Annotated in this window: 24 protein-coding genes; 15 read left to right on the top strand and 9 right to left on the bottom strand. The window is 75.4% G+C overall.

The genetic code is table 11. The features are described 5' to 3' along the window. The first annotated feature begins 13 nt into the window (after nucleotides 1-13). On the top strand, nucleotides 14-280 hold the full coding sequence (locus Q4D18_RS04100) for a hypothetical protein (protein ID WP_303126084.1): 267 nt from the start codon (nucleotides 14-16) through the stop codon (nucleotides 278-280). A 28-nt stretch (nucleotides 281-308) separates the two neighbouring features. On the opposite strand, the gene Q4D18_RS04095 is transcribed toward Q4D18_RS04100, so the two are convergent. Next, nucleotides 309-944 carry a response regulator transcription factor gene (locus tag Q4D18_RS04095; protein WP_303126083.1) on the bottom strand — a complete coding sequence of 212 codons (636 nt, stop codon included), beginning with the start codon at nucleotides 942-944 and terminating at the stop codon, nucleotides 309-311. Continuing rightward, nucleotides 941-2,371 carry a sensor histidine kinase gene (locus tag Q4D18_RS04090; RefSeq protein WP_303126082.1) on the bottom strand — a complete coding sequence of 477 codons (1,431 nt, stop codon included), beginning with the start codon at nucleotides 2,369-2,371 and terminating at the stop codon, nucleotides 941-943. Before Q4D18_RS04090 ends, Q4D18_RS04095 begins: the two co-directional genes overlap by 4 nt. Before the next feature lie 144 nt (nucleotides 2,372-2,515). Here Q4D18_RS04090 and Q4D18_RS04085 point away from each other — a divergent pair, with 144 nt between their 5' ends. From Q4D18_RS04085 to purM, 7 genes are all read left to right on the top strand, one after another. Further along, the gene (locus Q4D18_RS04085) at nucleotides 2,516-3,661 is read left to right on the top strand and encodes an ABC transporter permease (RefSeq protein ID WP_303126081.1); all 1,146 of its coding nucleotides are present in this window, start codon (nucleotides 2,516-2,518) and stop codon (nucleotides 3,659-3,661) included. Between the two features lies 1 nt (nucleotide 3,662). Beyond that, nucleotides 3,663-4,439: an ABC transporter ATP-binding protein gene (locus Q4D18_RS04080; RefSeq protein WP_303126080.1), complete on the top strand. Its 777-nt coding sequence runs from the start codon at nucleotides 3,663-3,665 to the stop codon at nucleotides 4,437-4,439. Between the two features lie 101 nt (nucleotides 4,440-4,540). After that, nucleotides 4,541-5,584: an asparaginase gene (locus tag Q4D18_RS04075; protein ID WP_303126079.1), complete on the top strand. Its 1,044-nt coding sequence runs from the start codon at nucleotides 4,541-4,543 to the stop codon at nucleotides 5,582-5,584. Beyond that, on the top strand, nucleotides 5,581-5,982 hold the full coding sequence (locus Q4D18_RS04070; RefSeq protein WP_303126077.1) for a sterol carrier family protein: 402 nt from the start codon (nucleotides 5,581-5,583) through the stop codon (nucleotides 5,980-5,982). Before Q4D18_RS04075 ends, Q4D18_RS04070 begins: the two co-directional genes overlap by 4 nt. Nucleotides 5,983-6,017: 35 nt before the next feature. Continuing rightward, entirely contained in the window at nucleotides 6,018-6,446 is a 429-nt protein-coding gene (locus tag Q4D18_RS04065; protein ID WP_303126075.1) for a hypothetical protein, read from the top strand. Then, nucleotides 6,443-8,056, top strand: coding sequence for an amidophosphoribosyltransferase (gene purF, locus Q4D18_RS04060; protein ID WP_303126074.1), 1,614 nt, complete (start codon nucleotides 6,443-6,445; stop codon nucleotides 8,054-8,056). Before Q4D18_RS04065 ends, purF begins: the two co-directional genes overlap by 4 nt. Continuing rightward, complete coding sequence (gene purM / locus Q4D18_RS04055) at nucleotides 8,053-9,231, top strand: phosphoribosylformylglycinamidine cyclo-ligase (protein ID WP_303126073.1); 1,179 nt, start codon at nucleotides 8,053-8,055, stop codon at nucleotides 9,229-9,231. The genes purF and purM overlap by 4 nt, the downstream gene beginning before the upstream one ends. 139 nt (nucleotides 9,232-9,370) lie before the next feature. Here the strand turns inward: purM and Q4D18_RS04050 are convergent, their stop codons facing one another. The 4 genes from Q4D18_RS04050 to Q4D18_RS04035 all read right to left on the bottom strand — a co-directional run bounded on the left by Q4D18_RS04050 (nucleotide 9,371) and on the right by Q4D18_RS04035 (nucleotide 12,451). Next, a complete protein-coding gene (locus Q4D18_RS04050; RefSeq protein ID WP_303126071.1) occupies nucleotides 9,371-10,351 on the bottom strand; it encodes a hypothetical protein in 981 nt (326 codons plus the stop codon). 235 nt (nucleotides 10,352-10,586) lie between these two features. Next, nucleotides 10,587-11,153: a hypothetical protein gene (locus Q4D18_RS04045; protein ID WP_303126070.1), complete on the bottom strand. Its 567-nt coding sequence runs from the start codon at nucleotides 11,151-11,153 to the stop codon at nucleotides 10,587-10,589. A gap of 150 nt (nucleotides 11,154-11,303) precedes the next feature. Then, the gene (locus tag Q4D18_RS04040; protein ID WP_303126069.1) at nucleotides 11,304-12,248 is read right to left on the bottom strand and encodes a Sir2 family NAD-dependent protein deacetylase; all 945 of its coding nucleotides are present in this window, start codon (nucleotides 12,246-12,248) and stop codon (nucleotides 11,304-11,306) included. Continuing rightward, nucleotides 12,245-12,451: a DUF3073 domain-containing protein gene (locus Q4D18_RS04035; protein WP_303126068.1), complete on the bottom strand. Its 207-nt coding sequence runs from the start codon at nucleotides 12,449-12,451 to the stop codon at nucleotides 12,245-12,247. Before Q4D18_RS04035 ends, Q4D18_RS04040 begins: the two co-directional genes overlap by 4 nt. Nucleotides 12,452-12,814: 363 nt before the next feature. Here Q4D18_RS04035 and Q4D18_RS04030 point away from each other — a divergent pair, with 363 nt between their 5' ends. Continuing rightward, nucleotides 12,815-14,197 (top strand): M20/M25/M40 family metallo-hydrolase, encoded by a 1,383-nt coding sequence (locus Q4D18_RS04030; protein WP_303126066.1) that lies wholly within the window; start codon nucleotides 12,815-12,817, stop codon nucleotides 14,195-14,197. A 101-nt stretch (nucleotides 14,198-14,298) separates the two neighbouring features. Here Q4D18_RS04030 and Q4D18_RS04025 read toward each other — a convergent pair whose 3' ends face one another. Together Q4D18_RS04025 and Q4D18_RS04020 are read right to left on the bottom strand one after the other, a co-directional pair. Next, on the bottom strand, nucleotides 14,299-14,913 hold the full coding sequence (locus Q4D18_RS04025; RefSeq protein WP_303126064.1) for a DNA-binding response regulator: 615 nt from the start codon (nucleotides 14,911-14,913) through the stop codon (nucleotides 14,299-14,301). Next, entirely contained in the window at nucleotides 14,910-16,262 is a 1,353-nt protein-coding gene (locus tag Q4D18_RS04020) for a sensor histidine kinase (protein ID WP_303126062.1), read from the bottom strand. The genes Q4D18_RS04025 and Q4D18_RS04020 overlap by 4 nt, the downstream gene beginning before the upstream one ends. 192 nt (nucleotides 16,263-16,454) lie before the next feature. On the opposite strand from Q4D18_RS04020, the gene Q4D18_RS04015 reads away from it, so the two are divergent. After that, nucleotides 16,455-17,024, top strand: a complete 570-nt coding sequence (locus Q4D18_RS04015; protein ID WP_303126059.1) for a hypothetical protein — start codon at nucleotides 16,455-16,457, stop codon at nucleotides 17,022-17,024. A 6-nt stretch (nucleotides 17,025-17,030) separates the two neighbouring features. On the opposite strand, the gene clpB is transcribed toward Q4D18_RS04015, so the two are convergent. Beyond that, entirely contained in the window at nucleotides 17,031-19,640 is a 2,610-nt protein-coding gene (gene clpB / locus Q4D18_RS04010) for an ATP-dependent chaperone ClpB (RefSeq protein ID WP_303126057.1), read from the bottom strand. A gap of 108 nt (nucleotides 19,641-19,748) precedes the next feature. Here clpB and Q4D18_RS04005 point away from each other — a divergent pair, with 108 nt between their 5' ends. The 5 genes from Q4D18_RS04005 to Q4D18_RS03985 all read left to right on the top strand — a co-directional run bounded on the left by Q4D18_RS04005 (nucleotide 19,749) and on the right by Q4D18_RS03985 (nucleotide 24,901). Then, nucleotides 19,749-20,987, top strand: coding sequence for a YihY/virulence factor BrkB family protein (locus tag Q4D18_RS04005; protein ID WP_303126055.1), 1,239 nt, complete (start codon nucleotides 19,749-19,751; stop codon nucleotides 20,985-20,987). Nucleotides 20,988-21,094: 107 nt separating this feature from the next. After that, nucleotides 21,095-22,264 carry a Clp protease N-terminal domain-containing protein gene (locus Q4D18_RS04000; RefSeq protein WP_303126053.1) on the top strand — a complete coding sequence of 390 codons (1,170 nt, stop codon included), beginning with the start codon at nucleotides 21,095-21,097 and terminating at the stop codon, nucleotides 22,262-22,264. A 186-nt stretch (nucleotides 22,265-22,450) separates the two neighbouring features. Then, complete coding sequence (locus tag Q4D18_RS03995) at nucleotides 22,451-23,272, top strand: ABC transporter substrate-binding protein (RefSeq protein ID WP_303126052.1); 822 nt, start codon at nucleotides 22,451-22,453, stop codon at nucleotides 23,270-23,272. Beyond that, nucleotides 23,269-24,099, top strand: a complete 831-nt coding sequence (locus tag Q4D18_RS03990; protein ID WP_303126051.1) for an amino acid ABC transporter permease — start codon at nucleotides 23,269-23,271, stop codon at nucleotides 24,097-24,099. Before Q4D18_RS03995 ends, Q4D18_RS03990 begins: the two co-directional genes overlap by 4 nt. A gap of 1 nt (nucleotide 24,100) precedes the next feature. Next, on the top strand, nucleotides 24,101-24,901 hold the full coding sequence (locus Q4D18_RS03985) for an amino acid ABC transporter ATP-binding protein (protein ID WP_303126049.1): 801 nt from the start codon (nucleotides 24,101-24,103) through the stop codon (nucleotides 24,899-24,901). Nucleotides 24,902-25,084: the final 183 nt, after the last annotated feature.

Below are 25,084 nucleotides of genomic sequence, written 5' to 3'. Positions count from 1 at the left end.
CTACCGTGGGGACATGACCATGCCTCCCCTGCACCACGGCCGGAACGACGACGACCCCCGCCTCCGCCCCGGGCGCGGCGGGGCGGGCGGGCCCGGGCGGGGCCTGCAGACCGCCTACACGTTCTTCGGCGTCACCTTCGCGTGCGCGCTGATCGGGTTCTGGACCCTGCGCCTGTTCGGCCTCGGCCGCGGCGACCTCTCCCTCGGCTGGGCCCTGGCGATCGTGGCGGGCGCCGCCGTCGTCGCCGGGGTGGTGACGAAGGCGGTCGGCCGGCGCTGACCCCGGCTCGCCCCCGGCCTGGGCGCCCTCAGCGGATGATCCGCCGGGCCCGGGCGGCGTGCACGGCCTCGGTGCGCGTGCCCACCCCGAGCTTCTGGAAGACGTGCACCAGGTGCGTCTTCACGGTGGCCTCCGAGAGGAACAGCGCCTTCGCGGCCTGACGGTTGGTGTCCCCGCGGGCGATCAGCTCGAGGAGCTCGATCTCACGCGCGGTCAGGGCCGTCGCGGCGCCGGGACCGGTGCTGCGGCCCACGAGGCGCTCGGCCACCTCGGGCGCGAGCGCCGGCCGCCCGGCCGCCGCCCGGTGCACGGCGGCCGCGATCTCCTCCGCGGGCGCGTCCTTGAGCAGGTAGCCGGCCGCGCCGGCGTCGAGCGCGGCCAGGATGTCCGCCTCGGTGTCGAAGGTGGTCAGGATCAGCACGGGCAGCCGGGGACAGGCGGCGCGGACGCGCCGGGTGGCGGTCACCCCGTCCATGCCCGCGCCCATCTGCAGGTCCATCAGCACCACGTCCACCTCGTCCGCGCGGGCGGCGAGCACCTCGAGGGCGGCGGCTCCGTCGCCGGCCTCGGCCACCACGGTCACCGCCGGGTCCGCCTCCAGCACGGCGCGCACGCCCGCGCGCACCACGGGGTGGTCGTCCACCAGCATCACGCGCACGCTCATGCCCGGCCCCTCTTCTCGTCCGTCCGCCCGCGGTCGAGGCCGGCCACCGGCACCCGCACCGCCACCACGGTCCCCTCCCGGGGGGCGGTCTCCACGTCGACCTGCCCGCCGACGCCGGCCACGCGCTCGCGCAGGCCCGCCAGCCCGACGCCGGTACCGGGCCCGACGCCACGGGCCGCGACGCCGACGGGATCGAAGCCGTCGCCGTCGTCGGCGATGTCCAGGGCCACCTCCCCCGGCAGCCAGGTCAAGGTCACCCGGCACCGGCGGGCCCTGGCGTGCTGGGCGACGTTCGCCAGGGACGCCTGCGCGGCCCGGACGAGCACCGTCTCGACGGCCTCCCCCACGGGCATGGGCTGGCCCACCACCGTGAGCTCGGCGTCCACGGGGCGCCCGAGGGCCTGCTGCCGGGCGCGGAAGCCGCGGACGGCCTGCGCCAGGGACGCGGCGAGCGCGTCCGGGGCACCGCCCGGGACGACGCCGACCCCATCCTCCTCGCCCTGCCCGTCCGCCGGCGCCCGCAGCCCGCGCACGAAGGCGCGGGACTCGGCGAGGTTCTCGGCCGCCGTCGCACGGACGGTCTCGAGGCGCTCGTCCGCGAGCGCGAGGTTCCCGCGGCGCACGGCGTCCTGGGCCGCGCGGGAGACCAGGACGATCGAGGCGAGTCCCTGGGTGAGGGTGTCGTGGATCTCGCGGGAGAGCCGCTCGCGCTCAGCCAGGACGCCGGCGTGCCGCTCCGACTCGGCGAGCTCGGCGCGCGTGGCCCGCAGCTGATCCGCCACGATCCGCTGGTGCTCCGCCTCGGTGAGCAGCACGCGGTACGCCAGGTGCATCACCACGGCCGCGCCCGCCCCGATGGCCGGCCCGAGCACGGCCCCCGGGGACAGGGCCCCTGCCCGCAGGGCGCCGGCCAGCACGACGACGCCGGTCACCGCCGCCACCAGCGCCACCGCGGCCGCGGGGCGGCGCAGCAGCACCCCCACCACGTGCAGGGAGACGAAGAACAGGGGGAACGCCAGCCACGTGAAGTCCGCGTGATGGAGGACCAGCAGGGCCCACAGGGCCAGCACGGCGGCGAGCCAGCCGAGCGCGGGGCCGCCGGCGGGGGCCCGGCCGGCGCCGCGGAGCCGGCGCTCGTGGACGGTCCCGGCCAGGTACACGGCGGCCAGCGCCGCGGTCAGGACGACGAGCATCCCCGCGGCCCCGCCCCACGGGACCGGTCCGTCGACGCCACCGGTCAGCGCGCGGACCAGGCCCAGAGCCAGCAGCCCGGCGAAGGCGGTGTGCAGGACGATCCGCAGGGCGCCGAGCAGGGTGGGCGTGGGGACGCCGACCGTCATTCCCACCGTGACCTCGGGCGCCTCGCTGTGCTCGTCCGTGACGTGCCCGGACCGTGGGGCGGGGACCGGCGAGGAGGCGGCGTGCATGCCGCCAGAGTAGGCGCGCTGGCGGCGGGCCCGGATCAACCGATCGGTTGACCGGAGACCGCCCGGGGCGGGCGATGCCCGCCGGTCCCGCCCCGACGGAGGCTGGAGCCGGTCCACCGAGCCCCTCCCGAAGGAAGGTCCCCCATGTTCCTCGCCCTGCGCGACCTGCGGTCCGCCACCGGCCGCTTCAGTCTCATGGGCGCCGTCGTCGCCCTGATCACCGTCCTGCTCGTCATGCTCTCCGGCCTCACCGCCGGGCTGGGGCACCAGAACACCGCCGCCCTGGACGAGCTCGGGGCCCGCGGGACGGACCGGATCGTGTTCGGCGGCGCCGCCGGGCAGGAGCCCACCACCTCCTTCACCTCCTCCGAGGTCACCCGGGCACAGCTGGACGCCTGGCGCGCCCAGGACGGCGTGGCCCACGTCGAGCCCGTCGGCCTCGCACAGGGTCGGCTGACCGGGGTCGCCGGACACGTGGCCACAGACGCAGCGGGCAGGCCGACGACGACGCCCGGCGTCTCCGGCGTCGGGTCGGCGGCGTTCGTGGGGCTGGCCCCGGACGCACCCCAGGCCCCGGCCGGGCTGGAGGACGGCGAAGTCGTGCTCTCCCGCTCCCTCGCGGAGGGGCTCGGCGTGGCCGCCGGCGGCCGGGTCGAGTCCTCCGGTGTGGTCTACACGGTGGCCTCCGTGGCGGAGGACTCCTGGTACTCCCACACCCCCGTCGCCTGGACCACGTTGGCGGACTGGCGCGCCCTCTCCCACACCGCGGACGAGCGGGTGGCCGGCACCGCCGGCCTGGTCACCCTGTCCGAGGGCGCGGACGTGGACGCGGCGACCGCCGCCGACGACGCCGCGGCCACCCTCTCCACGGACGTCCCCGGCGCCTACGCGGCCCTGCCGGCGTACGCCTCGGAGCACGGCTCGCTGACGATGATGCAGGGCTTCCTCTACGGGATCTCGGCGATCGTGGTGGTCGCGTTCCTGTCCGTCTGGACCATCCAGCGCACCCGGGAGATCGCGGTGCTCAAGGCCCTCGGCGCCTCCACCGGCTGGGTGCTGCGCGACGCCCTCCTGCAGGGCGGGATCGTGCTGGCGCTCGGCGTGCTCGCCGGCACCGGTGTGGCCGTGGTCGCCGGGGCGCTCGCGGCCCGGGCCGTGCCGTTCGTCCTCGGACCGGCGACCACCGTGCTCCCCGCCCTCGGTGTGCTCGCCCTCGGCCTGGCCGGCTCCGCGCTGGCCGTGGCCCGCGTGACCCGCATCGACCCCCTGATCGCCCTCGGAGGCAACTGACATGAGCACCACCGCCCACACCCCCGACCTGACCGTGTACCGCACCGCCCCGGCCGCCGCCCCCGGCGCCGGCGCCCCCGCCCTGTCCGCGCGGGACCTCGTCCTGGAGTACCCCGACGGCGAGGGCCGCACCCTGCGGGCCCTGGATGGAGTCAGCCTGGACCTGACCCCCGGCACCTTCACCGCGCTGATCGGCCCCTCCGGCTCGGGCAAGTCCTCCCTGCTGGCCGTGGCCGCGGGGCTGGTGACGCCGACGTCGGGCACGGTGACCGTGGCCGGCGTCGAGCTCACGGCCCTGCCGCGGGCGCAGCGCACCCGCCTGCGCGCCGAGCGGATCGGCGTCGTGTTCCAGCAGCCCAACCTGCTGCCCTCCCTGACCGCGCGTGAGCAGCTCGAGCTGACGGCGCACCTGGACCCACGGGCCTCCCGCGCGGACCGGAAGGCGGCACGGGACCGCGCGCTGGAGCTGCTCGGGCGCGTGGGCCTGGCCGACCAGGCGGACCGCCGCCCGCACCAGCTCTCCGGCGGACAGCGCCAGCGCGTGAACATCGCCCGGGCCCTCATGGGCTCGGGCGGGGCCTCCCCCGCCCTGCTGCTCGTGGACGAGCCCACCTCCGCACTGGACCGCGAGCGCTCGGCCGCCGTCGTGGAGCTGCTGGGCGAGCTGACCCGGCAGGAGGGCGCGGCGACGCTCATGGTGACCCACGACGTCGGGTTCCTGGACGCCGTGGACGCGGTCCTGACGATGGTGGACGGCCGGCTCACGCCCGCCCGCTGACGAATCGACTGCACTGATGACCCTTCCGGCGGGCTGGTCCGGCCCCAGAGGGGTCACTTCCGCAGTCGATCCGCGACAGGTGGGATGACTAGCCTGTCCCCATGAGTGCCGACCCCTCCCCCGCCGGGCAGACCTTCGCCCTCGCCGACGCCGTCGAGCTCGTCCACGTGGTCCGCAACGGCTTCGTCGAGTCCCGGACGGCCGGCGCCGCCGTCGTCACCGGCCCGGACGGCGCTGTGCTGGCCGCGATCGGCCCGGTGGACGCGCCGGTCTACCCGCGCTCCACGCTCAAGCCGTTCCAGGCGATCGCCTCCCTGCGGCACGGCGCCCGGCTGGAGGGCGAGGGGCTGGCCATCGCGTGCGGCTCCCACCGCGGCACCGTGGCCCACCAGGAGCTGGCCGCCCGGGTGCTGGCGGAGGCCGGCCTCGACGAGACCGCCCTGCAGTGCCCGCCGGACTGGCCCGCGGACTCCGCCGAGCTGGTGCGATACGCGGCCGAGGCCGGCGCCGCCGCCCGGCGGACCCCCCTGGCGTACAACTGCTCGGGCAAGCACGCGGGCTTCCTCGCGGCGTGCGCGGCCTCGGGGCACGACGTCGGCACCTACCTGGACCCGCAGCACCCCCTCCAGCGCGAGGTGGAGGCGGTCATCGAGGAGTACTGCGGCGAGCCCGTGACCCACACCGGCGTGGACGGCTGCGGCGCCCCGGCCGCCGTCGTGACCCTCACCGCGCTGGCCCGCGGGATCGGCCGGGTGTCCGGCGCGCCGTCCCGGGCGGACGCGGAGCCGCACGCGGCCGCCGTCGCCGAGGCGATGCTCGCCCACCCGTGGGCCGTGCACGGCGAGACGAGCTCGAACACCGTGGTGATGCGGGAGCTGGGCCTGCTGGCCAAGCTCGGGGCGGACGGCGTCATGGTCATGGGCGCCCCGGACGGCACGGCCGTGGCCGTGAAGGCCCTCGACGGCGGCATGCGCGCCGGCGACCTCGTGGCCCTGGCCCTGATGGGACGCTTCGCGGCCGCGCACCTGCACGCGGACCGTCTGGCCTCCGTGGTGGAGCAGGTGCGCCCGGCCATCCTGGGCCGCGGCGAGCCGGTGGGCTCCGTGGAGCTGTCCGAGGCCGTGCGCGCGGTGGTGGAGGCGTGACCACCGGGTCGACCCCCAAGCGCCGCGTGCCGGTGGCGGAGGGGCACGCCGCCCTGCTGTCCTGGGCGCGCACGCACGCCGAGGACCCGGCCGCCGCCGCGGCACTGCCACGGTCCACCCGCGCCACCGCGGTCCGCTTCGCGCTGGAAGAGCTCGCCACCCGCGCCCCCGGGAACTCGGTGGAGGTGCGGGTGCCGCCCTTCGGCGTCGCCCAGTGCCTGCCGGGCCCGCGTCACACGCGCGGCACCCCGCCCAACGTGGTGGAGACGGACCCGGCGACGTGGCTGTCCCTGGCCACGGGCCTGCTCTCGTGGGCCGACGCGCGGGCCGCCGGGAGGGTCTCCGCCTCGGGCACGCGCGCGGACGTCTCCGCCCACCTGCCCCTGGTCCGGCCGTGACCGGCGGGCCCGTCCGCCTCGATAGACTGCCCGTCATGACCTCCGGCCCCGAGCGCAGCCCCGTCCCGGCCCCCGACGAGCAGGAGTACACCCTCCGCCGCGCCCCCCGGCTCTCCGCCGCGGTGCTGGTCTCGGCCATGGCCGGCGTCCTCCTCGCCCTGATCGGCACCACCCTCGCCCACTCCGGGCCCGCGCCGCTCGTGGACCCGTACTCCGGCGCCCCGCTGAGCTTCGGCTCCACCTTCGGCACCATGCTGGTGGCCGCCGTGACCGCGTGCGTGCTGGTGGGACTGCTCGTGTGGCTCCTGCTGGACCGCCGCTCGAAGCGCACCCAGCGCACCGTGACCCTGCGCCGCACCGACGACCCCGCCCAGGCGGACGTCAGCCTCTCCCGCGCCGAGACGGAGGCCCTGCGCCCCCGCACCGGCACGGCCCCCTCCGATGGAAGGACCACCGAGCCGTGATCTCCGCTCGCACCCGCCGCGGCGACGGCCGCCTCACCGCCGCCCTCGACCCCCAGGACGCCGGCCCGCAGGACGAGTGCGGCGTGTTCGGCGTGTGGGCGCCGGGCGAGGACGTCGCCAAGCTCACCTACTACGGCCTCTACGCGCTGCAGCACCGGGGCCAGGAGTCCGCGGGCATCGCCGCCTCGGACGGCAAGCGGATCGCCGTGTACAAGGACATGGGCCTGGTCTCCCAGGTCTTCGACGAGCCGACGCTCTCCGCCCTGACCGGCCATATGGCGGTGGGCCACTGCCGCTACTCCACCACCGGCGTGAACAAGTGGGCCAACGCCCAGCCCACGCTGGGGGCCACCGCCGACGACGGCACCGTCGCCCTGGCCCACAACGGGAACCTCGTGAACTCCGCCGAGCTGCTGCGCATGGTGGAGGGCAAGGAGGGGGCCCACACGCGCGGCGAGATCAAGCAGGGCAACACCACGGACACCGCGCTCGTCACGGCGCTGCTGCACGGCGAGCCCGGCGTCTCCGTGGAGCAGACCGCCCTCGAGCTGCTGCCCAAGGTCCGCGGGGCGTACTGCTTCGTGTTCATGACCGAGCACACCCTCTACGCGGCGCGGGACCCCCACGGCGTCCGACCGCTCGTCCTCGGCCGCCTCGAGCGCGGCTGGGTGGTGGCCTCCGAGCAGGCCGCCCTGGCGACCGTGGGCGCCTCGTTCATCCGCGAGGTCGAGCCGGGCGAGATGATCGCGATCGACGAGGACGGCATCCGGTCCACCCGCTTCGCCGAGCCCCAGCCGGCCGGGTGCGTGTTCGAGTACGTGTACCTCGCCCGCCCGGACGCCGCCATCAACGGCCGCTCCGTGTACGAGTCCCGCGTGGAGATGGGCCGCCGCCTGGCCCGGGAGCACCCCGTGGAGGCGGACGTGGTCATCCCCGTCCCCGAGTCCGGCACCCCCGCCGCCGTCGGCTACGCCGAGGCCTCCGGGCTGCCGTTCCGCCAGGGCTTCGTGAAGAACGCCTACGTGGGCCGCACCTTCATCCAGCCCTCGCAGACCCTCCGCCAGCTCGGCATCCGGCTCAAGCTCAACGTGCAGCCGAGCGTCGTGGCGGGCAGGCGCGTCGTCGTCGTGGACGACTCGATCGTGCGCGGCAACACCCAGCGCGCCATCGTGCGCATGCTCAAGGAGGCCGGCGCGGCCGAGGTCCACGTGAAGATCTCCTCCCCGCCCGTGAAGTGGCCGTGCTTCTACGGCATCGACTTCGCCACGCGCGCCGAGCTGATCGCCAACGGCGCCGGGGTGGCGGAGATCGCCTCCTCGATCGGCGCGGACTCGCTGGCGTACATCAGCGAGGAGGGGATGATCGCGGCCACCGAGCAGCCGCGCGAGCGCCTGTGCACGGCGTGCTTCACGGGCCGCTACCCCATCGAGCTCGCCGACGAGAGGGAGCGCGGCAAGGCCGTGCTCGAGACCGGCGCCCCCACCACGACCGCCACGCCCGTGGTGGGCGCGGACGGGACCGTGACCACCGTGGCGTCCACCGGCTGCGAGCCCGGCCCGGACGCCGAGGACGAGAAGCTGCTCACCGAGACGGACAGGACCCCGCTGTGACCGACGCCCAGACACCCCGGACCCCCGCCGACGCCGCCCCGGACGCCGCGCCCATCACCTACGCCGCCGCCGGCGTGGACGTGGAGGCGGGCGACCGCGCCGTCGAGCTCATGAAGGACGCCGTGAAGGCGACGCACACCGCCGAGGTGCTCGGCGGCGTCGGCGGGTTCGCCGGCATGTGGGACGCCTCCGCCCTCACCGGGTATCGCAAGCCGCTGCTGGCCACCTCGACGGACGGCGTGGGCACCAAGGTCGCGATCGCGCAGGCCATGGACAAGCACGACACCATCGGCCAGGACCTCGTGGGCATGGTCGTGGACGACATCGTGGTGGTCGGCGCGAAGCCGCTGTTCATGACCGACTACATCGCGTGCGGCAAGGTGGTCCCCGAGCGCATCGCGGACATCGTGCGCGGCGTGGCCGAGGGCTGCCGCCTGGCCGGGACCGCCCTGGTGGGCGGCGAGACCGCGGAGCACCCGGGGCTGCTGGGCGTGGACGAGTACGACGTCGCCGGGGCCGCCACCGGCGTGGTGGAGGCCGACCGCGTGCTCGGCGCCGAGCGCGTGCGCTCCGGCGACGTGGTGATCGGCATGGCCTCCTCCGGCATCCACTCCAACGGCTACTCCCTGGTGCGCCGCGTGGTCAACGCCGCCGGCTGGACCTTCGACCGCGAGGTGGACGAGCTCGGCCGCACCCTCGGCGAGGAGCTGCTGGAGCCCACCCGCATCTACACGCGGGCCTGCCTGGACCTGATGGACGCCCTCAACGGGACCGACGGCGGCCAGGACCTGCCGCTGCGCGGGTTCTCGCACGTGACCGGCGGCGGCCTGGCCGCGAACCTGGCGCGCGTGCTCCCGCAGGGCCTGATGGCCACCGTGGACCGCGGCACGTGGGGGCTGCCGCCCGTGTTCCAGCTGGTGGGCCAGCTCGGCCGCGTGCCGCAGGCCGACCTCGAGCGGACCCTCAACCTCGGCGTGGGCATGGTGGCCGTGGTCTCGGCCGACGCAGCGGACCGTGCCGTCGCCGCGATCGAGGCCGCCGGCATCCCCGCGTGGACGATGGGCGAGATTGGCGAGGTCACCGAGGCCGCCCAGGGTGCCGGCGAGGACTACGTCCAGGGCGCCAAGGGCGTCGACGGCGGCGCGGTCCTGATGCAGGGCGCCTACGCCTCCTGACCCCGGGGCCGGGCCGGAACGGGTCCGTTTTCGCTCGCGCGACACGCGCGCCGAAGACGTTTTCGCTGACGAAGCAGGCATCCCCCCTGACGTTTTCGCTGACGCGACACGCGTGGCCGGGCCACTTTCGCTGACGCCCTCAGGCCACCGCATACCGCCAGCCGCCCAGGCGGGCGCGGTGCGCCACGGCCTCGGCGACGACCCGGCGGAAGTCCTCCTGCGCGTCGTCCACCGTGGCCCAGATCTGCGCCCAACCAGCCCGGCGCCAGCCGTCGTCGCGCCAGGCGTCGACGGCGCGCTGCTCCGGGTTGAGGTGATGGGCGCCGTCGTAGTGGATCACCAGCCTCAGCTCCCGCCAGCCGAGGTCGGCGTCCGGGGAGCGGGGCCGGCGCGGATCCAGCACGAGCTGCAGTTCCGGCTCGGGCAGGCCGGCGTGCAGGAGGGCGAGCCGCAGCGCCGTCTCCTGCGGGGAATCCGCCCCGACCCGCACCAGGTCCAGGGCCGCCCGGGCGGTGCGCACCCCCTTGAAGCGACCGGCGCGCTCGAGCGCCGACCGGAGCGCCGCCGTCGTGGTGCGCGCCGGGAGCCGCCCGTCCGGCGTCCACGGCGGGGTCACCAGCGCGTCCCCGGCCGCGACCACGGGCTCCGTCAGGCCCGGGGCGAGCAGGGAGGCCAGGTCGGCCCAGGTGCGTTCCATCCCGGTGACCCGGACCCCGTGGAGCTCGGTGACGTCGGCCGCGGTGAGGCCGCGGCCGTGCGTCGTCACGCCGAACCGACGGCTCACGCCCTTCGCGTGCGGGCGGGTGACGTGCACGGTGCCGTTCTCGACGAGCCACGGCGGCAGCGGGACGCCGTGCAGGAGCAGCGCGGTGAGATGCGAGGCCACCCCGCAGGATGCCGCGACCAGCGCCGCCGTCTCCTCCGGGGGCAACGGCGAGGGCGGGCACTCGTAGCCCAGAGCACGCCAGGTCGCCGGGGGCGCGTCGGCCCGCAGGTGCACGTCCCGACTGATCGTCCGGACCAGCCCCGTGACCGCACGGTCGCCGGGCAGGCCGCACGCTCGCAGGTCGGCCCGGGTGAAGGGGCCGGTGGGCAAGGCGTCGCCGGTTCTGGAGGACATGACCCGATGGTGGACCGGACGACGGTCGGATGCTCGGGTCGGCCCGTGCGGTGGGGAGCTCGGGGCGTCCCGAGGCGCCTGTGCAGGAGGCATCGCGCAGGCCTGACCATGCCGCCGCGAGCCGGAGGTCCCGGAAGCGTCAGCGACGATGATCCTGACGTGCGCGTCGCGTCAGCGAGAACTCGACGCGGGCCCGTGTTGCGTCAGCGAAAGCGCAGGGCTTCCGCGTGTCGCGTCAACGACGGCGGCGCTCGTCGCCCGCCGGCAGCAGGGCGCGCGCGGCGGCGACGAGGAGCAGCACCATCGTGACGATCAGCACGCCGTCCGCGGCGATGTAGAAGTAGTGCCAGCTGGAGCCGCCGTCGTCGATGCCGGCCAGCACCGCATCCGTGCGCCGATTGAGGAACGGACGGATGAGGAGCGTCTTGACGGCGAGGGTCGCCGTCGCGACGATCCCGCCGAGCCACAGGCGACCCGCGCCGGGGGTGGTCAGCCCCCGAGGCCGACCGAGGGCCTGCACGAGCGCCACCAGCAGGACGGCCGCGAGCACCACCTCGACCCCGTTCATCGCCGCGAACACGCGCCGCCCGATGCCCAGACCGAGCGGGATCGTGATGCCCGGCGCGGTGAACTTCAGCGGCGCCTCGATGAGCGAGATCCCGATCAGCAGGCCGAGCCACACCGCCGGCACCGCGAACAGCAGGGCACGCGCCCAGCGCGGTCCGCCCACGACGTCGGCGGACCGGTTCACGGGGCGTGCGGCGGGGAAGCTGGGGGCCGGAGTGCGGCGGGCGGAGGACATGGGAGCGATGATACTCGTATCCGTCATACCGGATTGGCCTCGTGCGGGCGGGAGACCGCGCGCCACAGGGCGACGCTCGCACGTGTTGCGCGAGCGAAGACATTCGAGGCGCGCGTGTTGCGCGAGTGAAAACGCCCCCGCGCTGCTCACTCAGAGGCGCGCGTCGAGCCAGGCCAGGGCGTCGGCCACGGGGGCGCGCCAGCGCCACTGCGCCTTGGGGTCGGCCCGCGTGGGGCCCAGGTTCACGAGGGCCACGGGCTTGCCGGCCCGCTCGGCGTCGAGCACGAACCGGTATCCGCTCATCACGGCCAGGGACGTTCCCACGGCCACGATCCCGTCCGCCTCGGCGGCCATCGCGCGGGCGGCGTCCCGGCGCTCGACCGGCACGTTCTCCCCGAAGTACACGACGTCCGGCTTGAGCTCGACGGACCCGCACGCCAGGCACCCGACCATGCGGAACTCCTCCACCCAGCGGGGGCTGAGCGTGACGTCGCCGTCGGGGTTCACGGCGTCCGGGTCGATCTCCACCCGCTCCAGGTAGCCCGGGTTGGCGGCCTCGAGCCGCGCGTCCAGGGCGCGGCGGTCCTCTCGATGGCCGCACCGCAGGCACGCCACCCGGGCGAGGTCGCCGTGCAGCTCGATCAGCCGGCCCGGGTCCATGCCGGCCTCGCGGCCGGCCTCGGCGTGCAGGCCGTCCACGTTCTGGGTGAGGATCCCCGCCACCACGCCGTCCGTGGCCCACCTCGCCAGGATCCGGTGCGCGGTGTTGGGCCGCGCCCGGTCCATGCGGCGCCAGCCCACGAAGGACCGCGCCCAGTACCGGTGCCGCGCGGCGGGGTCGTCGCGGAACTCCTGGTAGGTCATGGGGCGGTGCCGGTGCAGCGAGCCGTTCGGCCCGCGGTAGTCCGGGATGCCGGAGTCGGTGGAGACGCCGGCGCCGGTGATCACCAGCGGACGGCCCTCGCCCAGCACACGCAGAAGACCCCGAGACGCGGTCTCGGGGTCCTGCAGCGGTGCGGTCTCCCCCACCACGCGGGCGATGGACCGCAGCGCGGCCCGGTGCCCGTCCAGTGCGGGATGCGTGGCGGGCGTCATCGGCCCGGCACGTCGTCCTCGTCGTCGTCCGAGTAGAGGTCCGCGTAGGGGTCCTCGTACTCGGGCTCCTGCTCGACCTCCGGGGCGCGGGTGCGCCCGCCCGTGAGCTCGCGCTCCAGTGCCGAGAGGTCCGTTCCGAGAGACATGTACTTGATCTCCCGTGCCTGCTTCGTGGCCTTCGCCTTCTGACGGCCGCGCCCCATGAGCGTGACCCCCTTCGCATCTCTCGTCTCCCGGGCTCCGGGCACACAGAGGCCCGCCGGGTGTCACTGGTCAATATGGTTCGTGCGCACCAGGGTACATGAACGGAGGGTGACCAGGCTCTGGGGTCCACCCCGCAGCGCACCCCCGCAGGGACGTCACGCCCCGTCCCGACGACGACGCCGGGCCCTCCCCGACACCCCGGCGCCCCCGCCGTGACCCCGACATGACGGCGGGCTGTGCATCAGCCCCCCCGTCCGCTATGTTGCGCACGTCACACCCACCCCGGCACGGGCGCCCCACCGGACGTCCGCCGCCCGGGGCGCACCCCGCCCCGCACCCACCCCCGCACCCCTGGAGGACCCATGCGTCGCACCTCTGCCCTGCTCGCCGCCGGAGCGCTGGCCGCCACCCTGGCGGCCCCGACGGCCGCCCTCGCCGCCCCGCCCGCCCACGCCGGGAACGCCGGCCTGGGCCCCGGCCTCAGCCGCGCCGGCGGCAGCACGAACTCCCCGGAGAAGCTCGTGCGCTCCATCAGCGAGCAGAACCTGCGCTCGGACGTCGAGGCGTTCCAGGCGATCGCCGACGAGCACGGCAACCGCGCCGCGGGCACCGAGGGCTACCGCGCCTCGGTGGACCATGCGGTGGGCGAGCTGAAGGAGGCCGGCTACGACGTCGAGCTCCAGGAGTTCGCGATCACCTACACCGAGACGCTGCGCGACTCGCTCACACAGACCGGCCCGGTCTCGCGTCAGCTGGCGCACACCGTGTTCACCTACTCCCCCTCGGCGCAGGTCACGGACGCCCCGCTCGCCGCCCCGACCGGCGCGGCCACCGGCTGCACCCCCGCGGCGTGGACCGGTGTGGACCTGACCGGCCACGTGGCCCTGGTCTCCCGCGGCGAGTGCACCTTTGCGGAGAAGTCCCTGGCCGCCGCCGCGGCCGGCGCGGCGGCCGTGATCGTCTACAACAACGCGGACGGCGAGCTCAACGGCACCCTCGGCGCCCCCTCCGACGACTACGTGGGCACCGTCGGCGTGACCCGCGAGCTCGGCCAGGAGCTGCTGGCTCAGACCCGCGCCGGCGGCGCCTCCGTCACCCTGGACCTCGAGCAGCTCGTGGAGCAGCGGCCCACGTGGAACGTGCTCGCGGAGACCCGAACGGGCAGCGAGGACGACGTCGTCGTGCTGGGCGCCCACCTGGACGGCGTGCCCGCGGGCCCCGGCATCCACGACAACGCCTCCGGCTCCGCCGTGGTCCTCGAGGTCGCCCGCCAGGCGGCCAAGGCCAACAAGGCCGAGTCCAGGGTCCGCTTCGCCCTGTGGGGCGCGGAGGAGATCGGACTGCTCGGCTCCGAGCACTACGTGCAGAGCCTCACCCCCGAGGAGCGCGAGGACATCTCCCTCTACGTCAACCTGGACATGGTGGCCCCGCTGGACCACCAGGACACCCTCGGCGTGCTGACCGGCGACTGGTCCGGCGGCGGCGAGGCCCTGCTCTCCGAGCAGCTCGAGCGCGACGGCCACGAGTGGGAGGCCGTGGGCAGCAACGGCCGCTCCGACTACGCCTCGTTCGTGGCCGCGGGCATCCCCTCCACGGGCCTGCTCTCCCTGTACGACGACAACTACCACACGCCCCAGGACGACATCCACAACGTCTCCCTCACCACGCTGACCCACGCGGCCCGCGCGGTGGCCAACGTGATCGGCACCCTGCAGCAGGACGCCGACGCCCTCGGCGCCCGCTGACCCGGCACTCCCACGACGACGGCGCCCGTCCCCTCCCGGGGGCGGGCGCCGTCGCGCGTGTCCGGGCAGGGCGTCGGGCCCGCCACGGCAGGCCCGACGGCTCAGATCCAGCCGGCCTCCCATGCCCGCTGGGCGGCCTCCTGCCGCGTCCGCACGCCCAGCTTGCCGATGGCGCTGGAGAGGTGGTTGCGCACGGTGCCGGGGGCCAGATGCAGGGCGGCGGCGATGTCCTCCACCCGCCCGGCCCGGCGGCCCTCGCGCAGGACGTCCAGCTCCCGGTCGGTCAGGGGGCTGCGCTCGGCTGTGAGCGCCGAGGCGGCGATCTCGGGGTCCACGTAGCGCCGCCCCGCGGCCACCTGGCGGATCACGTCCGCGAGCTGCTCGGCCGGCGTCGACTTGGGCACGAACCCGGCCACCTGGTCCGCGAGCGCCCGCCGCAGCACCCCGGGGCGCGCGTGCCGGGTGAAGATCACGACCTTGGCGGGGACGCTGCGGAGGATCTCACGGGCGGCGTCGACGCCGTCCAGGCCGGGCATCTCGAGGTCGAGCAGGCAGACGTCCGGGCGGTGCTCGCGGGCGGCGGCCACGGCGGCATCGCCCGTGGAGGCGCCGGGGAGGACCTCGATGTCCTCCTCCAGCCCGAGCAGGGCCTCGACGGCACCGCGGATGAGCACCTCGTCGTCGGCGACGAGCACGCGGATGGGCACGGGGGTCATCGGTCCTCCTCCCGGGCCGCCTCGCGCGGCACCGTGACGGTCAGGGTGAAGCGTCCGCCCTCGTGGACGGTCTCGGCGCGACCGCCGAGGGCGGCGGCCCGGTCGGCCAGGGCGACCAGGCCGGTGCCGGTCGCGCCGCCCTCCGGGCCGACGTCCCCGGGGGCGGGGACGCCGTCGTTGCGGACGGTCAGGCGCACAGCATGGGCGCCGTCGGGCTCGAGGACGACGTCCACGCGGTGCGGGCGGGCGTGGCGGAGGACGTTGGTGGTGGCCTCGCGGACGGCCAGGCCGAGGGCCCGGCCGGCCGCGCCAGGGATCGTCTCGGCCGCCGGATCCACACGGACCTGGACGTCGGCGCCGGCGGCGGCGAGCACGTCCGCGGCGTTGGCGAGCTCGTCCGCCAGGGACACCGCGCGCAGGTCGCGCACGAGCGCGCGCGTCTCCCCGAGGGCGTCCGCGGCGATCCCGCGCACCTCCGCGAGCGCACGTCCGGCCTCCTCGGCCCGGCCGCGGGCCAGGAGGCGCTCGGCGAGCTCAGCCTTGAGGGCGATCACCTGGAGGTGGTGGCCCTGGACGTCGTGCAGGTCCGCGGCGAACCGCAGCCGCTCGCGGGTGACGGCCAGGTCACCGGCCTGGCGCCGGGCCTCCTCGAGCCGGAGCATCAGCCGCCAGAACCACACCGTGGGCGGCACGGTGATGAGCACCATCGTCAGGAAGAACGCGACGCTCAACACGCTGTCCCGCGGGCCGGCCTCGGTGCGCAGGCCCGTGGCCACGGCGGCGGCCAGGACCACGGCGCCGCCGAGCGTCAGGACCCCCCGCCGGTCCCGCTCGGGGACCAGACCGGCCAGGAGGCAGACGCCGATCCACAGGGGCAGCGGCAGCCAGGCGGCCACCCCCGCCGCCGGGGCCAGCAGGAGCCCGAGGGACGCCAGGGCGAGACCCGGCACGAGCAGCGCGGCGGTCAGCGTTCGTGACGGCCACGTCCGCGGCTGCGGCGGACGGTCGCGCAGGGCCAGCACCGCCCACACCTGCCCGCCCAGGGACGCCGCGGTCAGGACCACGAGGACCACGACGCCGGCGACCGCCGCGCGGCGGTCCGGGCCCGGCTCGTCCAGGAGCGCAAGCATCAGGGGGACGGGCACCCAGGCGGAGCAGAGGAAGACCACGATCAACAGGCCGGCAGCGGTGTACCACCAGGCGCTGGCCAGTCCCGGGGCCCGCCCCAGGGGCGCGGCCTCCCCGGCGCCTGCGGTCTCGGTCGGCAGCTGCCCGGTGGGGCGGGTGCCGGGGGCGTCGGGGGCGGCATCGGTGAGGCCGTCCGGGGACCGGGGCGGGGTGGTGCGCATGGTCAGCACTGTAGGGGCATGACAGATGTCACGGTCGGACGGGCGGAACCTCCCGCCAGGCCCTGACGGGACGGCACTTCTGGGCGCCGTGCGGCCCGGCGAGGCTGGTGCCAGCAGGTCGGGGAGCCCCGGCCGAGCCCGCACCGACCCCGCCCCGCCGCATCCGGCGGGCGGCCCCTGAAGGAGGACCCCATGATCACCGACCTCGTGACCCTCGCCCGCGACTTCGTCACCGGCCTGCCCGAGGCCCTGCAGGGCGTGGGCGTGTTCCTGGTCAGCCTGATCCCGTTCGTGGAGGGCGAGGGCGCCGCGCTGATCGCCGTGATCGCCGGGGTGAGCCCGTGGCTGGCCGTGCCCGCCGCCGTGCTGGGCAACCTGCTCGCGGTGTGGCTGCTGGTCCGCGCCGCCGCCGGGATGCGCGGTGCTGTGACCGCCCGCGTCGCCGCCCGCCGTGCGGCCGAGGAGACCCGGGCGTCCGACGTCGTCGCCGACGCCCCGGCCGCCGCACCCGGGGTGCCCGCCGACGACGCCAAGCGCAGCGCGCTGCGCCGCCGGTTCGAGGCGTGGGGCGTGGCCGGGCTGAGCCTGCTGGGCCCGTGGTTCCTCGTCCCCGGCCACGTGGCCGCCCCGGCCATGGTCTCCTTCGGCGCCTCGACCCCCCGGGTGATGGCCTGGCAGGTCGTGGCGATCGTCCTCTACACCGGGTTCACCGCGGCCGTGGCCTACGGCCTCGGCGCGGCGGTCCTGGCCACCGCCCTCTGACCGCCCTCAGGCGCGACGCGCGGCGACCGTCAGGCCGTCGGCGTCCTCGCCCTCGGCGCGGTCCACCACCACGGTGTCACCGTCCTGGACGTCCCCGGCCAGCAGGGACCGGGCCAGGCGGTCGCCGATCTCGCGCTGCACCAGGCGGCGCAGCGGGCGGGCGCCGTACGCCGGGTCGTAGCCGGTGAGGGCCAGCCACTCCCGCGCGGCCTCCGAGACCTCGAGGGAGAGCCGCCGCCCGGTGAGGCGCGCGGCCATCGAGTCCACCTGCAGGTCCACGATCCGCGCCAGCTCGGCCACGCCGAGCGCGTCGAACATGACCACCTCGTCCAGGCGGTTGAGGAACTCGGGCTTGAAGGCCCCGCGCACCACGTCCATGACGCGCTCCCTCCGGACCCCCTCCTCCATCGTCTGGTCCACCAGGAACTGGCTGCCCAGGTTCGAGGTGAGGATCAGGATCACGTTGCGGAAGTCCACGGTGCGGCCCTGGCCGTCGGTGAGGCGGCCGTCGTCGAGCACCTGCAGGAGGATGTCGAAGACCTCCGGGTGGGCCTTCTCCACCTCGTCCAGCAGCACCACCGAGTACGGGCGGCGCCGCACGGCCTCGGTGAGCTGGCCGCCCTCGTCGTAGCCCACGTACCCGGGGGGCGCGCCCACCAGGCGGGAGACGGCGTGCTTCTCGGAGTACTCGGACATGTCGATCCGGACCATGGCGCGGTCGTCGTCGAAGAGGAACTCCGCGAGCGCCTTGGCCAGCTCGGTCTTGCCCACGCCCGTGGGGCCCAGGAAGAGGAACGAGCCGGTGGGCCGGTCCGGGTCCGCGATGCCGGCGCGGGAGCGGCGCACCGCGTCCGAGACGGCGGTGACGGCCTCCCTCTGTCCGATCAGCCGCTCCCCCAGGTGGTCCTCCATGGTCAGCAGCTTCTCCGACTCGGAGGCGAGCATGCGGCCGGCGGGGATGCCGGTCCACGCGGAGACCACCTCGGCGATGTCGTCCGCGGTGACGTCCTCGGAGACCATCGTCTCGACGGCGTCGACGGCGTGCTCCTGGGCGCGGCGGTCCGCCTCCTCGAGCTGCTTCTCCAGCGCGGGGATCTCGCCGTAGAGCAGGCGGGAGGCCTCGGCGAGGTCGCCGTCGCGCTGGGCCTTCTCGGCGGCCGAGCGCAGCTCGTCCACCTTGACGCGCAGGTCGCCGGCCTCGTTGAGGGAGGCCTTCTCGGACTCCCAGCGGGCGGTGAGGGCACGCAGTTCCTCCTCCTTGTCCGCCTTCTCCTGGCGCAGCCCGGCGAGGCGCTCGACGGAGCCCGGGTCGGTCTCGCCGTCGAGGGCGAGCTCCTCCATGGTGAGCCGGTCCACCTGGCGGCGCAGCGCGTCGATCTCCTCCGGGGCGGAGTCGATCTCCATGCGCAGCCGGGAGGCGGCCTCGTCCACGAGGTCGATCGCCTTGTCCGGCAGCTGACGGCCGGAGATGTAGCGGTCGGAGAGGGTGGCGGCGGCCACGAGCGCGGAGTCGGCGATGGCCACCTTGTGGTGCGCCTCGTACCGCTCCTTGAGCCCGCGCAGGATCGCGATCGTGTCGTCCACGGACGGCTCGCCCACGTACACCTGCTGGAAGCGGCGCTCCAGCGCCGGGTCCTTCTCCACGTTCTCGCGGTACTCGTCCAGGGTGGTGGCGCCGATCAGGCGCAGCTCGCCGCGGGCCAGCATGGGCTTGAGCATGTTGCCCGCGTCCATGGCGCCCTCGGACGCGCCGGCGCCCACCACGGTGTGGATCTCGTCGATGAACGTGACGATCTGCCCGTCCGACTTCTTGATCTCCTCCAGGACGGACTTCAGCCGCTCCTCGAACTCGCCGCGGTACTTCGCCCCGGCGATCATGGCGCCCAGGTCCAGGCTGATCAGGGTCTTGCCGCGCAGGGACTCGGGGACGTCGCCCGCCACCATGCGCTGCGCCAGGCCCTCGACGACGGCGGTCTTGCCCACGCCCGGCTCGCCGATCAACACGGGGTTGTTCTTGGTCCGGCGGGAGAGGACCTGGACGACGCGGCGGATCTCCTGGTCCCGGCCGATCACCGGGTCGAGCCGGCCGGAGCGGGCCACCTCGGTGAGGTCCGTGCCGTACTTCTCGAGGGACTGGAAGGTGGCCTCGGGGTCCGGGGTGGTCACCCTGGCGCCCCCGCGCACCTGGGTGAAGGCCGCCTGCAGCGCCTCGGGGGAGGCGCCGGCGTCGCGGAGGGCGCGGCCGGCGTCGCCCGCGTCCGCGGCCAGGCCGAGCAGCAGGTGCTCGGTGGAGACGTAGGCGTCCCCGTGCTGGTCTGCCTGGCGCTGGGCGGCCTTCACCGCGGCGGCCGCGGCCGGGGCCAGCCGGGCCTCGGACACGGTGGAGCCGGAGGCCTTGGGCAGGCCGTGGATCGCGGTGGAGGCCGCGGTGGACACCACGTCCGGGTCCACGCCGGCGGCCTTGAGCACGGCGACGGCCACCGAGTCACGCTGGTCCATGAGGGCCTTGAGCAGGTGCGCGGGCTCGATGGCGGGGTTGGAGGCGGTGGTGGCGTTCATGGCCGCGGCCGAGAGCGCCTCCTGGCTCTTGGTGGTGAACTGCGGGGTCGGGTTCATGGTGGGGTGGGCTCCTTCGGAGTCGGGCTTGAGTCTGTCCTGCTCAACTTCTCCCGCGGGCGGGTTATTCCGGGGCGCTGCCCCCCCCGACGGCGCTACCGTGTCCGCATGTCCTCCGCCGCTCCCCCGCCGTCCGGCCGCAGGGGCCCGCTCCGCACCTGGGAGCGCCCTCGCCCGTCCCTGCTCTACGTGCTGGGCAGGACGTGGAACCGGCTGATGGACATCCAGGTGTGGGACGTGGCCGCCGCCATGACGTTCTTCGGCGCCCTGTCCCTGCTGCCCACGCTCGTGGCCCTCGTCTCGCTCGTCTCCCTGCTGGGCGTGCGGCAGAGCACGGTGGACGCGGCGGCCGGCCTGGCCTCCGAGGTCTGGCCCTCCCTGTCCGCCGACGTCGTCCGGGAGTGGATCCTCAGCCTCGGCTCCTCCGCCACGGGCCCCTTGGCCGTGACCCTGGGCGTGCTGGGCGCCGTGTTCTCCGCCTCCGGCGCCGTGGGCGCCTTCCACCGGGCGATGCACCGGATCTACGACACGCGGGAGGGGCGCACGCTGCTGCAGTTCCGCCTGGTGCTCTTCGTCGAGACCCTCGCCCTCATGCTGGGCGTGGTGCTGGTGGCGGTCCTCGTGGTCGTCGGCGGGGACCTCTCCGCGCGGCTCGGCGAGGCCGTGGGCCTGGCCGAGGCCACCGTGCGCACGTGGAACCTGGTCAAGTGGCCCGTGATCCTCGTGCTCATCATGCTCGCGGTGACCCTGGCCTACCGGCGCGGCCCGAACGTCCGGCCGCCGCGCTACCGGCCGCTCTCGCTGGGCGCCGTGAGCGTGGTGGCCCTGCTGTTCGCGGCCGCCCTGGTGCTCGGGTGGATCACGGACCGGTTCGGGCAGCTGGAGATCGTGGGCCGGATCAACTCGGCCATCGGCGTCCTCGCGCTCGTGTGGCTGGCGTGCATCGTCATGATGGCCGGCGCCGCGCTGGACGCGGAGATGCTGCGCGCCCGGCAGCTGGCCGTCGGCGCGGACGCCGCGGACGAGCTGCAGCTGGCCACGCGGCACACCCGGATGCTCGAGGAGCTGGACCGGGTCCAGCGCCGCTACCGCCGACTGGGCCACCTGGTCACGGAGGCCGCCCGCTCCGGGGAGCCCCTCACGGCCCGCCGCACCCCGCTGCTGGCCGAGGAGGGCGGCCTGTTCTCCGTGGACGCCCCCCGCCGCTCCCCCGCGGACCTCACCTCCGGCACGCCCTTCCACGCGGCGCCGGAGCACGAGGAGGCCCACGTCGGACGCATGCGCGTGGACCCCGACGCCGCCCCCGACGGCCCCCGCCCGGACACGGACCACGAGAACGGGCGCTGAGGAGGGGTCCGGCCGCCCTCCCGGCGCGGACGGGGCCCCGGATTCGATACCCTCTCCGACAGGGCCGCCCGCTCCCCCGAAGGCCCTCCGCCCGCGAAAGGAGCACCATGGCCCAGGACCCCGCCGACTGGCGCCGCACGGCCGTGCTCCTCTCCGGCGCCTGGCGCGAGGCGCTGCGCGTCTCGGCCCCGCGGGTGGACCCGGAGCACCTGTTCCTCGGGGTCCTGTCCTCCGGCGGACCGGCCGCCCGCATCGCGTCCCGTCACGGGCTCTCCCTCGAGGCCGCCCGCCGCGGCGCCGCGGTGCGCGCGGGCCGCCAGCTGCGCGCCGTGGGCACGGACGTCGCCCGGGAGGGGCGCGTCCCCCGCGCCCCGCTGGCCGCGCTCGACAAGGGCGGGGCGTCCACCCTGCCGCTGTCCTCCGCGTCCGAGGGGATGCTCCCCGGCCGCGGCCACCCCCTGGCCGAGACCGCCTGGGCGCTCGAGCTCCTCCAGGAGCCCGCCGGCGTCGTCTCCGCGCTCGTGGCCGCCGCCGACGTGGACGTGGACGCGCTGCGCCGGTCCCTGCGCGCCGCCGGGGACGCCCCGGACATGCGGCTGCCGGGCGCCGAGCTGGCCGTGACCCCCGCGGGCTGCCTGACGCCCGTCGCCGCCCTCACCCCGCCGGACGGCATCCGCACCTCCGGCGCCATGGCCGGTCGCGCCGGCCGCCTGACCAGCCTCGGCGCCGAGTGGTTCGTCTCCGCGCCGCAGGAGCACGTGACGCGCCTGCTGCGCGACCCGGAGCAAATCCGCGCCGTCACCGCCCAGCCGGCGGAGGCGGAGGTCGACGACGCGTTCGGCGTGGTCACCTCCGTGCGGGAGAGGGCCGGCCGCGGCGGGTCCCACCGCTCCATCCGGCAGCTCTTCCCCTCGGAGGCGGCCGGCCCGGACGGCACCCACCGCATCCGCTGGGTCGAGGTCCTGGACGAGCACCGCTCCGGCCCGCTGGCCGAGGACGGCACCCGCAGGCCGGACTCCCGCGACTACTCCGGGGCCCTCGCCGGCGCCTACGTCTTCGTCCTCACCCCGGACTCGGGCCCGGGGCCGGAGCGCCCGGTGGACTACCCCGGCCACGAGGTCCTCAGCGGCGAGGGCACCCGCGTGCGCCTCGTGCGCGTGCGCCGCACCGTGCGCCGCCGCGACGCGCTCGCGGACCGGGCCACCCGCTGGCCGCAGGCCTGGGCCGTGGCCCAGCACCTCCAGTCGCTCGCCTCCCTGGCCGCCGAGCGCGGCTGAGCGCCGGCCCGCGTCGGCCGCCCGGCCGAGGCCCTCCGGGACCGTCACGGAGGTCACATTCGCGGCCGTGACGTCGCACCGCGCCGGGAGAGGGCAGCCACCGCCTAGGCTGGCGCCCTGTCCCCCACGGGCTCGCCCCCGCGGTCCCCTGACCCCTGTCGGCCCCGGCCGCCTCGGAAGGCACCCATGTCCCGCTTCACCACCCGCGCCCTCGGCGCCCTGACCCTCGGCGCGAGCGCCGCGGCGCTCAGCGGCTGCGCCGTCATCGGCGGCGACTCGGCCTCGGCCGGCATCACCGCCGAGGGCGACCTCTCGGAGACCTACGGTCTCGTCAGCCCCGGCACGCTCACCGCGTGCGCGGACATCCCCTACCCGCCGTTCGAGTTCGAGCAGAACGGCGAGCTCACGGGCTACGACGTCGAGCTCGTCCGCGCGCTCGCCGAGGACCTCGGCCTCGGCGTGGAGTTCGTGGACACCTCGTTCGAGGCCGTCGAGTCCGGCGCGTCCCTCACCGGCTGCGACCTGAACGCCTCGTCCATCTCCATCACCGAGGCGCGCCAGCGCGTCATGGCGTTCACCCTCCCCTACCTCGACGACGACCTCGTCCTGGTGGCGAACAAGGACTCGGGGATCACGGACGTCGAGTCCGCCAAGGGGGCCCGCGTGGGCGCCCAGGCGGCCACCACGGGCGAGGAGTACGCCCAGCAGGCGGGCCTGGACACCGTGCAGTTCGAGGACGGCGGCATGCAGGTCCAGGCGCTGCAGGCCGGCACCGTGGACGCCCTGCTGGGCAACCAGTCGGTCCTCCTCTACAGCCTGAAGGACGACCCCCGCTTCGAGGTCGTCGAGTCCCTGCCCACCGGCGAGCAGCTCGGCATGGCCGTGGCCCCGGAGAAGGCGCAGCTCGGCTCGGCGATCAACCGCTCCCTCCAGAACCTCCGCAACGACGGCACCCTCGCCGAGCTGCAGCAGAAGTGGTTCGGGACCGTGCAGGAGGACTACCAGTGAGCACCCAGGCCCCCGCCCCGACCGCCGCCGCGCCCCGCCCGGGCCGCGCGCGCCGCCGTCGCACCCTCTCGATCGCCGTCCAGGCGGCGGTCCTCGTCCTCGCCCTCGTGGTGCTCGCGCTGCTGATCGACTGGTCCACGCTCGCGGAGAACGTGTTCAACTTCGGGGCCGTGGCCCCCATGTTCCCGAACATCCTCCTCGTGGGCCTGGGCAACACGCTGTTCTACACGGCCACCTCGTTCGTGGTGGGCCTGCTCGGCGGCATCCTGCTGGCGCTCATGCGCATGAGCTCGTTCGCCCCGTACCGCTGGCTCGCGACGGCGTACGTCGAGTTCTTCCGCGGCGTCCCCGCGCTGCTCGTGTTCCTGGCCTTCGGCTACGGCGTGCCCTTCGCGTTCGGCGTCTCCTGGCCGATCCCCGTCGTCGTGATGGCGGCACTGGGCATGGTGTCCGCCGCGTACATCGCCGAGACCCTGCGCGCCGGCCTGCAGGCCGTCCCGAAGGGCCAGATGGAGGCCGCCCGCTCCCTGGGCATGCCCCACTGGCGCGCCATGGTGACCATCGTGATCCCGCAGGCGTTCCGGATCGTGCTGCCCCCACTGACCAACGAGGTCATCCTGCTCACCAAGGACTCCTCGCTGGTCTACGTGCTGGGCCTGGCCGCCCACGAGTACGAGCTCACCAAGTTCGGCCGCGACGGCATCTCCGCCCTGGACGCGGGCATGACCCCGATCCTGGTGGCCGGCCTGTGCTACCTCGTGATCACCGTGCCCCTGTCCCTCCTGGCGCGCCGCTTCGAGGCGCGCTCCTCCCGGAAGGCCAAGTGAGATGACCCAGCAGACCCCCGCCGCCCCCGCCGCCGAGGCGCCCGCCGTGGACGCCGCCGGCGTGACGGTCTCCGGGCTGAACAAGTCCTACGGCTCCAACCACGTCCTCCGGGGCATCGACCTCGAGGTCGCCCCCGGCGAGGTCGTGTGCCTGATCGGCCCCTCCGGCTCCGGCAAGTCCACGCTGCTGCGCTGCGTCAACCTCCTAGAGACGCCCGACTCCGGGACCGTGCGGGTCGGCGAGTTCACCGTCACGGACGAGGACGTGGACCTGGACTCCCTCCGCCAGCACGTGGGCATGGTGTTCCAGCAGTTCAACCTGTTCCCGCACCTGACGGTGATGGAGAACTGCACCGTGGCCCAGATCAAGGTCCTCAAGCGCTCCGCCGGCGAGGCCCGCGACGTCGCCCGGCGTCAGCTGGAGCGCGTGGGCCTCGGCGAGCTCGCCGAGCGCTACCCGGACCAGCTCTCCGGCGGCCAGCAGCAGCGCGTGGCGATCGCCCGCGCCCTGGCGATGGACCCCCAGCTCATGCTGTTCGACGAGCCGACGTCGGCGCTCGACCCCGAGACCGTGGGCGACGTGCTCTCGATCATGCGCCACCTGGCCCACGAGGGCATGACCATGCTCGTGGTCACCCACGAGATGGGCTTCGCCCGCGAGGTGGCGGACCGCGTGGTGTTCATGGACGGCGGCGTGGTGGTGGAGTCCGGACCGGCCTCGGCCGTCATCGCCGACCCCAAGGAGCCGCGCACGCAGGACTTCCTGCGCCGTGTGCTCAACCCCACCGAGGTGGACCTCTGACGGACGCCTCCGGGCACACGAGGAGGGGCCCCGCACCGGCGAACCCGGGCGGGGCGCCACCGGGTCTCGCCCCGAGCGGGGGGGGCGGGCGTCAGGCCTGCATGCGCGGCTTGGCGAGCGCCGCGCCGGCGGCGATGACGACGAGGATCGTCGCCAGACCCCAGAGCCGCGGCGCCCGCGGCC

It is taken from the genome of Micrococcus sp., from assembly GCF_030523875.1.
Classification (GTDB): Bacteria; Actinomycetota; Actinomycetes; order Actinomycetales; family Micrococcaceae; genus Micrococcus.
The sequence above is the reverse complement of the archived record's forward strand: the minus strand, read 5'-3'. Positions and strand labels throughout refer to the sequence as shown.

Bases quoted from the DNA above. Each gene is read 5' to 3' on its own strand.
- Q4D18_RS04045 (WP_303126070.1), bottom strand. From the start codon at position 11,153: ATGTCCTCCGCCCGCCGCACTCCGGCCCCCAGCTTCCCCGCCGCACGC.
- Q4D18_RS04095 (WP_303126083.1), bottom strand. From the start codon at position 944: ATGAGCGTGCGCGTGATGCTGGTGGACGACCACCCCGTGGTGCGCGCG.
- Q4D18_RS04020 (WP_303126062.1), bottom strand. From the start codon at position 16,262: ATGCGCACCACCCCGCCCCGGTCCCCGGACGGCCTCACCGATGCCGCC.
- Q4D18_RS04075 (WP_303126079.1), top strand. From the start codon at position 4,541: ATGAGTGCCGACCCCTCCCCCGCCGGGCAGACCTTCGCCCTCGCCGAC.
- Q4D18_RS03985 (WP_303126049.1), top strand. From the start codon at position 24,101: ATGACCCAGCAGACCCCCGCCGCCCCCGCCGCCGAGGCGCCCGCCGTG.
- Q4D18_RS04090 (WP_303126082.1), bottom strand. From the start codon at position 2,371: ATGCACGCCGCCTCCTCGCCGGTCCCCGCCCCACGGTCCGGGCACGTC.
- Q4D18_RS04050 (WP_303126071.1), bottom strand. From the start codon at position 10,351: ATGTCCTCCAGAACCGGCGACGCCTTGCCCACCGGCCCCTTCACCCGG.
- Q4D18_RS04025 (WP_303126064.1), bottom strand. From the start codon at position 14,913: ATGACCCCCGTGCCCATCCGCGTGCTCGTCGCCGACGACGAGGTGCTC.
- Q4D18_RS04080 (WP_303126080.1), top strand. From the start codon at position 3,663: ATGAGCACCACCGCCCACACCCCCGACCTGACCGTGTACCGCACCGCC.
- Q4D18_RS04040 (WP_303126069.1), bottom strand. From the start codon at position 12,248: ATGACGCCCGCCACGCATCCCGCACTGGACGGGCACCGGGCCGCGCTG.
- Q4D18_RS04085 (WP_303126081.1), top strand. From the start codon at position 2,516: ATGTTCCTCGCCCTGCGCGACCTGCGGTCCGCCACCGGCCGCTTCAGT.
- Q4D18_RS04030 (WP_303126066.1), top strand. From the start codon at position 12,815: ATGCGTCGCACCTCTGCCCTGCTCGCCGCCGGAGCGCTGGCCGCCACC.
- Q4D18_RS04015 (WP_303126059.1), top strand. From the start codon at position 16,455: ATGATCACCGACCTCGTGACCCTCGCCCGCGACTTCGTCACCGGCCTG.
- Q4D18_RS04065 (WP_303126075.1), top strand. From the start codon at position 6,018: ATGACCTCCGGCCCCGAGCGCAGCCCCGTCCCGGCCCCCGACGAGCAG.
- Q4D18_RS04005 (WP_303126055.1), top strand. From the start codon at position 19,749: ATGTCCTCCGCCGCTCCCCCGCCGTCCGGCCGCAGGGGCCCGCTCCGC.
- Q4D18_RS04100 (WP_303126084.1), top strand. From the start codon at position 14: ATGACCATGCCTCCCCTGCACCACGGCCGGAACGACGACGACCCCCGC.
- Q4D18_RS04035 (WP_303126068.1), bottom strand. From the start codon at position 12,451: ATGGGGCGCGGCCGTCAGAAGGCGAAGGCCACGAAGCAGGCACGGGAG.
- clpB (WP_303126057.1), bottom strand. From the start codon at position 19,640: ATGAACCCGACCCCGCAGTTCACCACCAAGAGCCAGGAGGCGCTCTCG.
- Q4D18_RS04000 (WP_303126053.1), top strand. From the start codon at position 21,095: ATGGCCCAGGACCCCGCCGACTGGCGCCGCACGGCCGTGCTCCTCTCC.
- Q4D18_RS03995 (WP_303126052.1), top strand. From the start codon at position 22,451: ATGTCCCGCTTCACCACCCGCGCCCTCGGCGCCCTGACCCTCGGCGCG.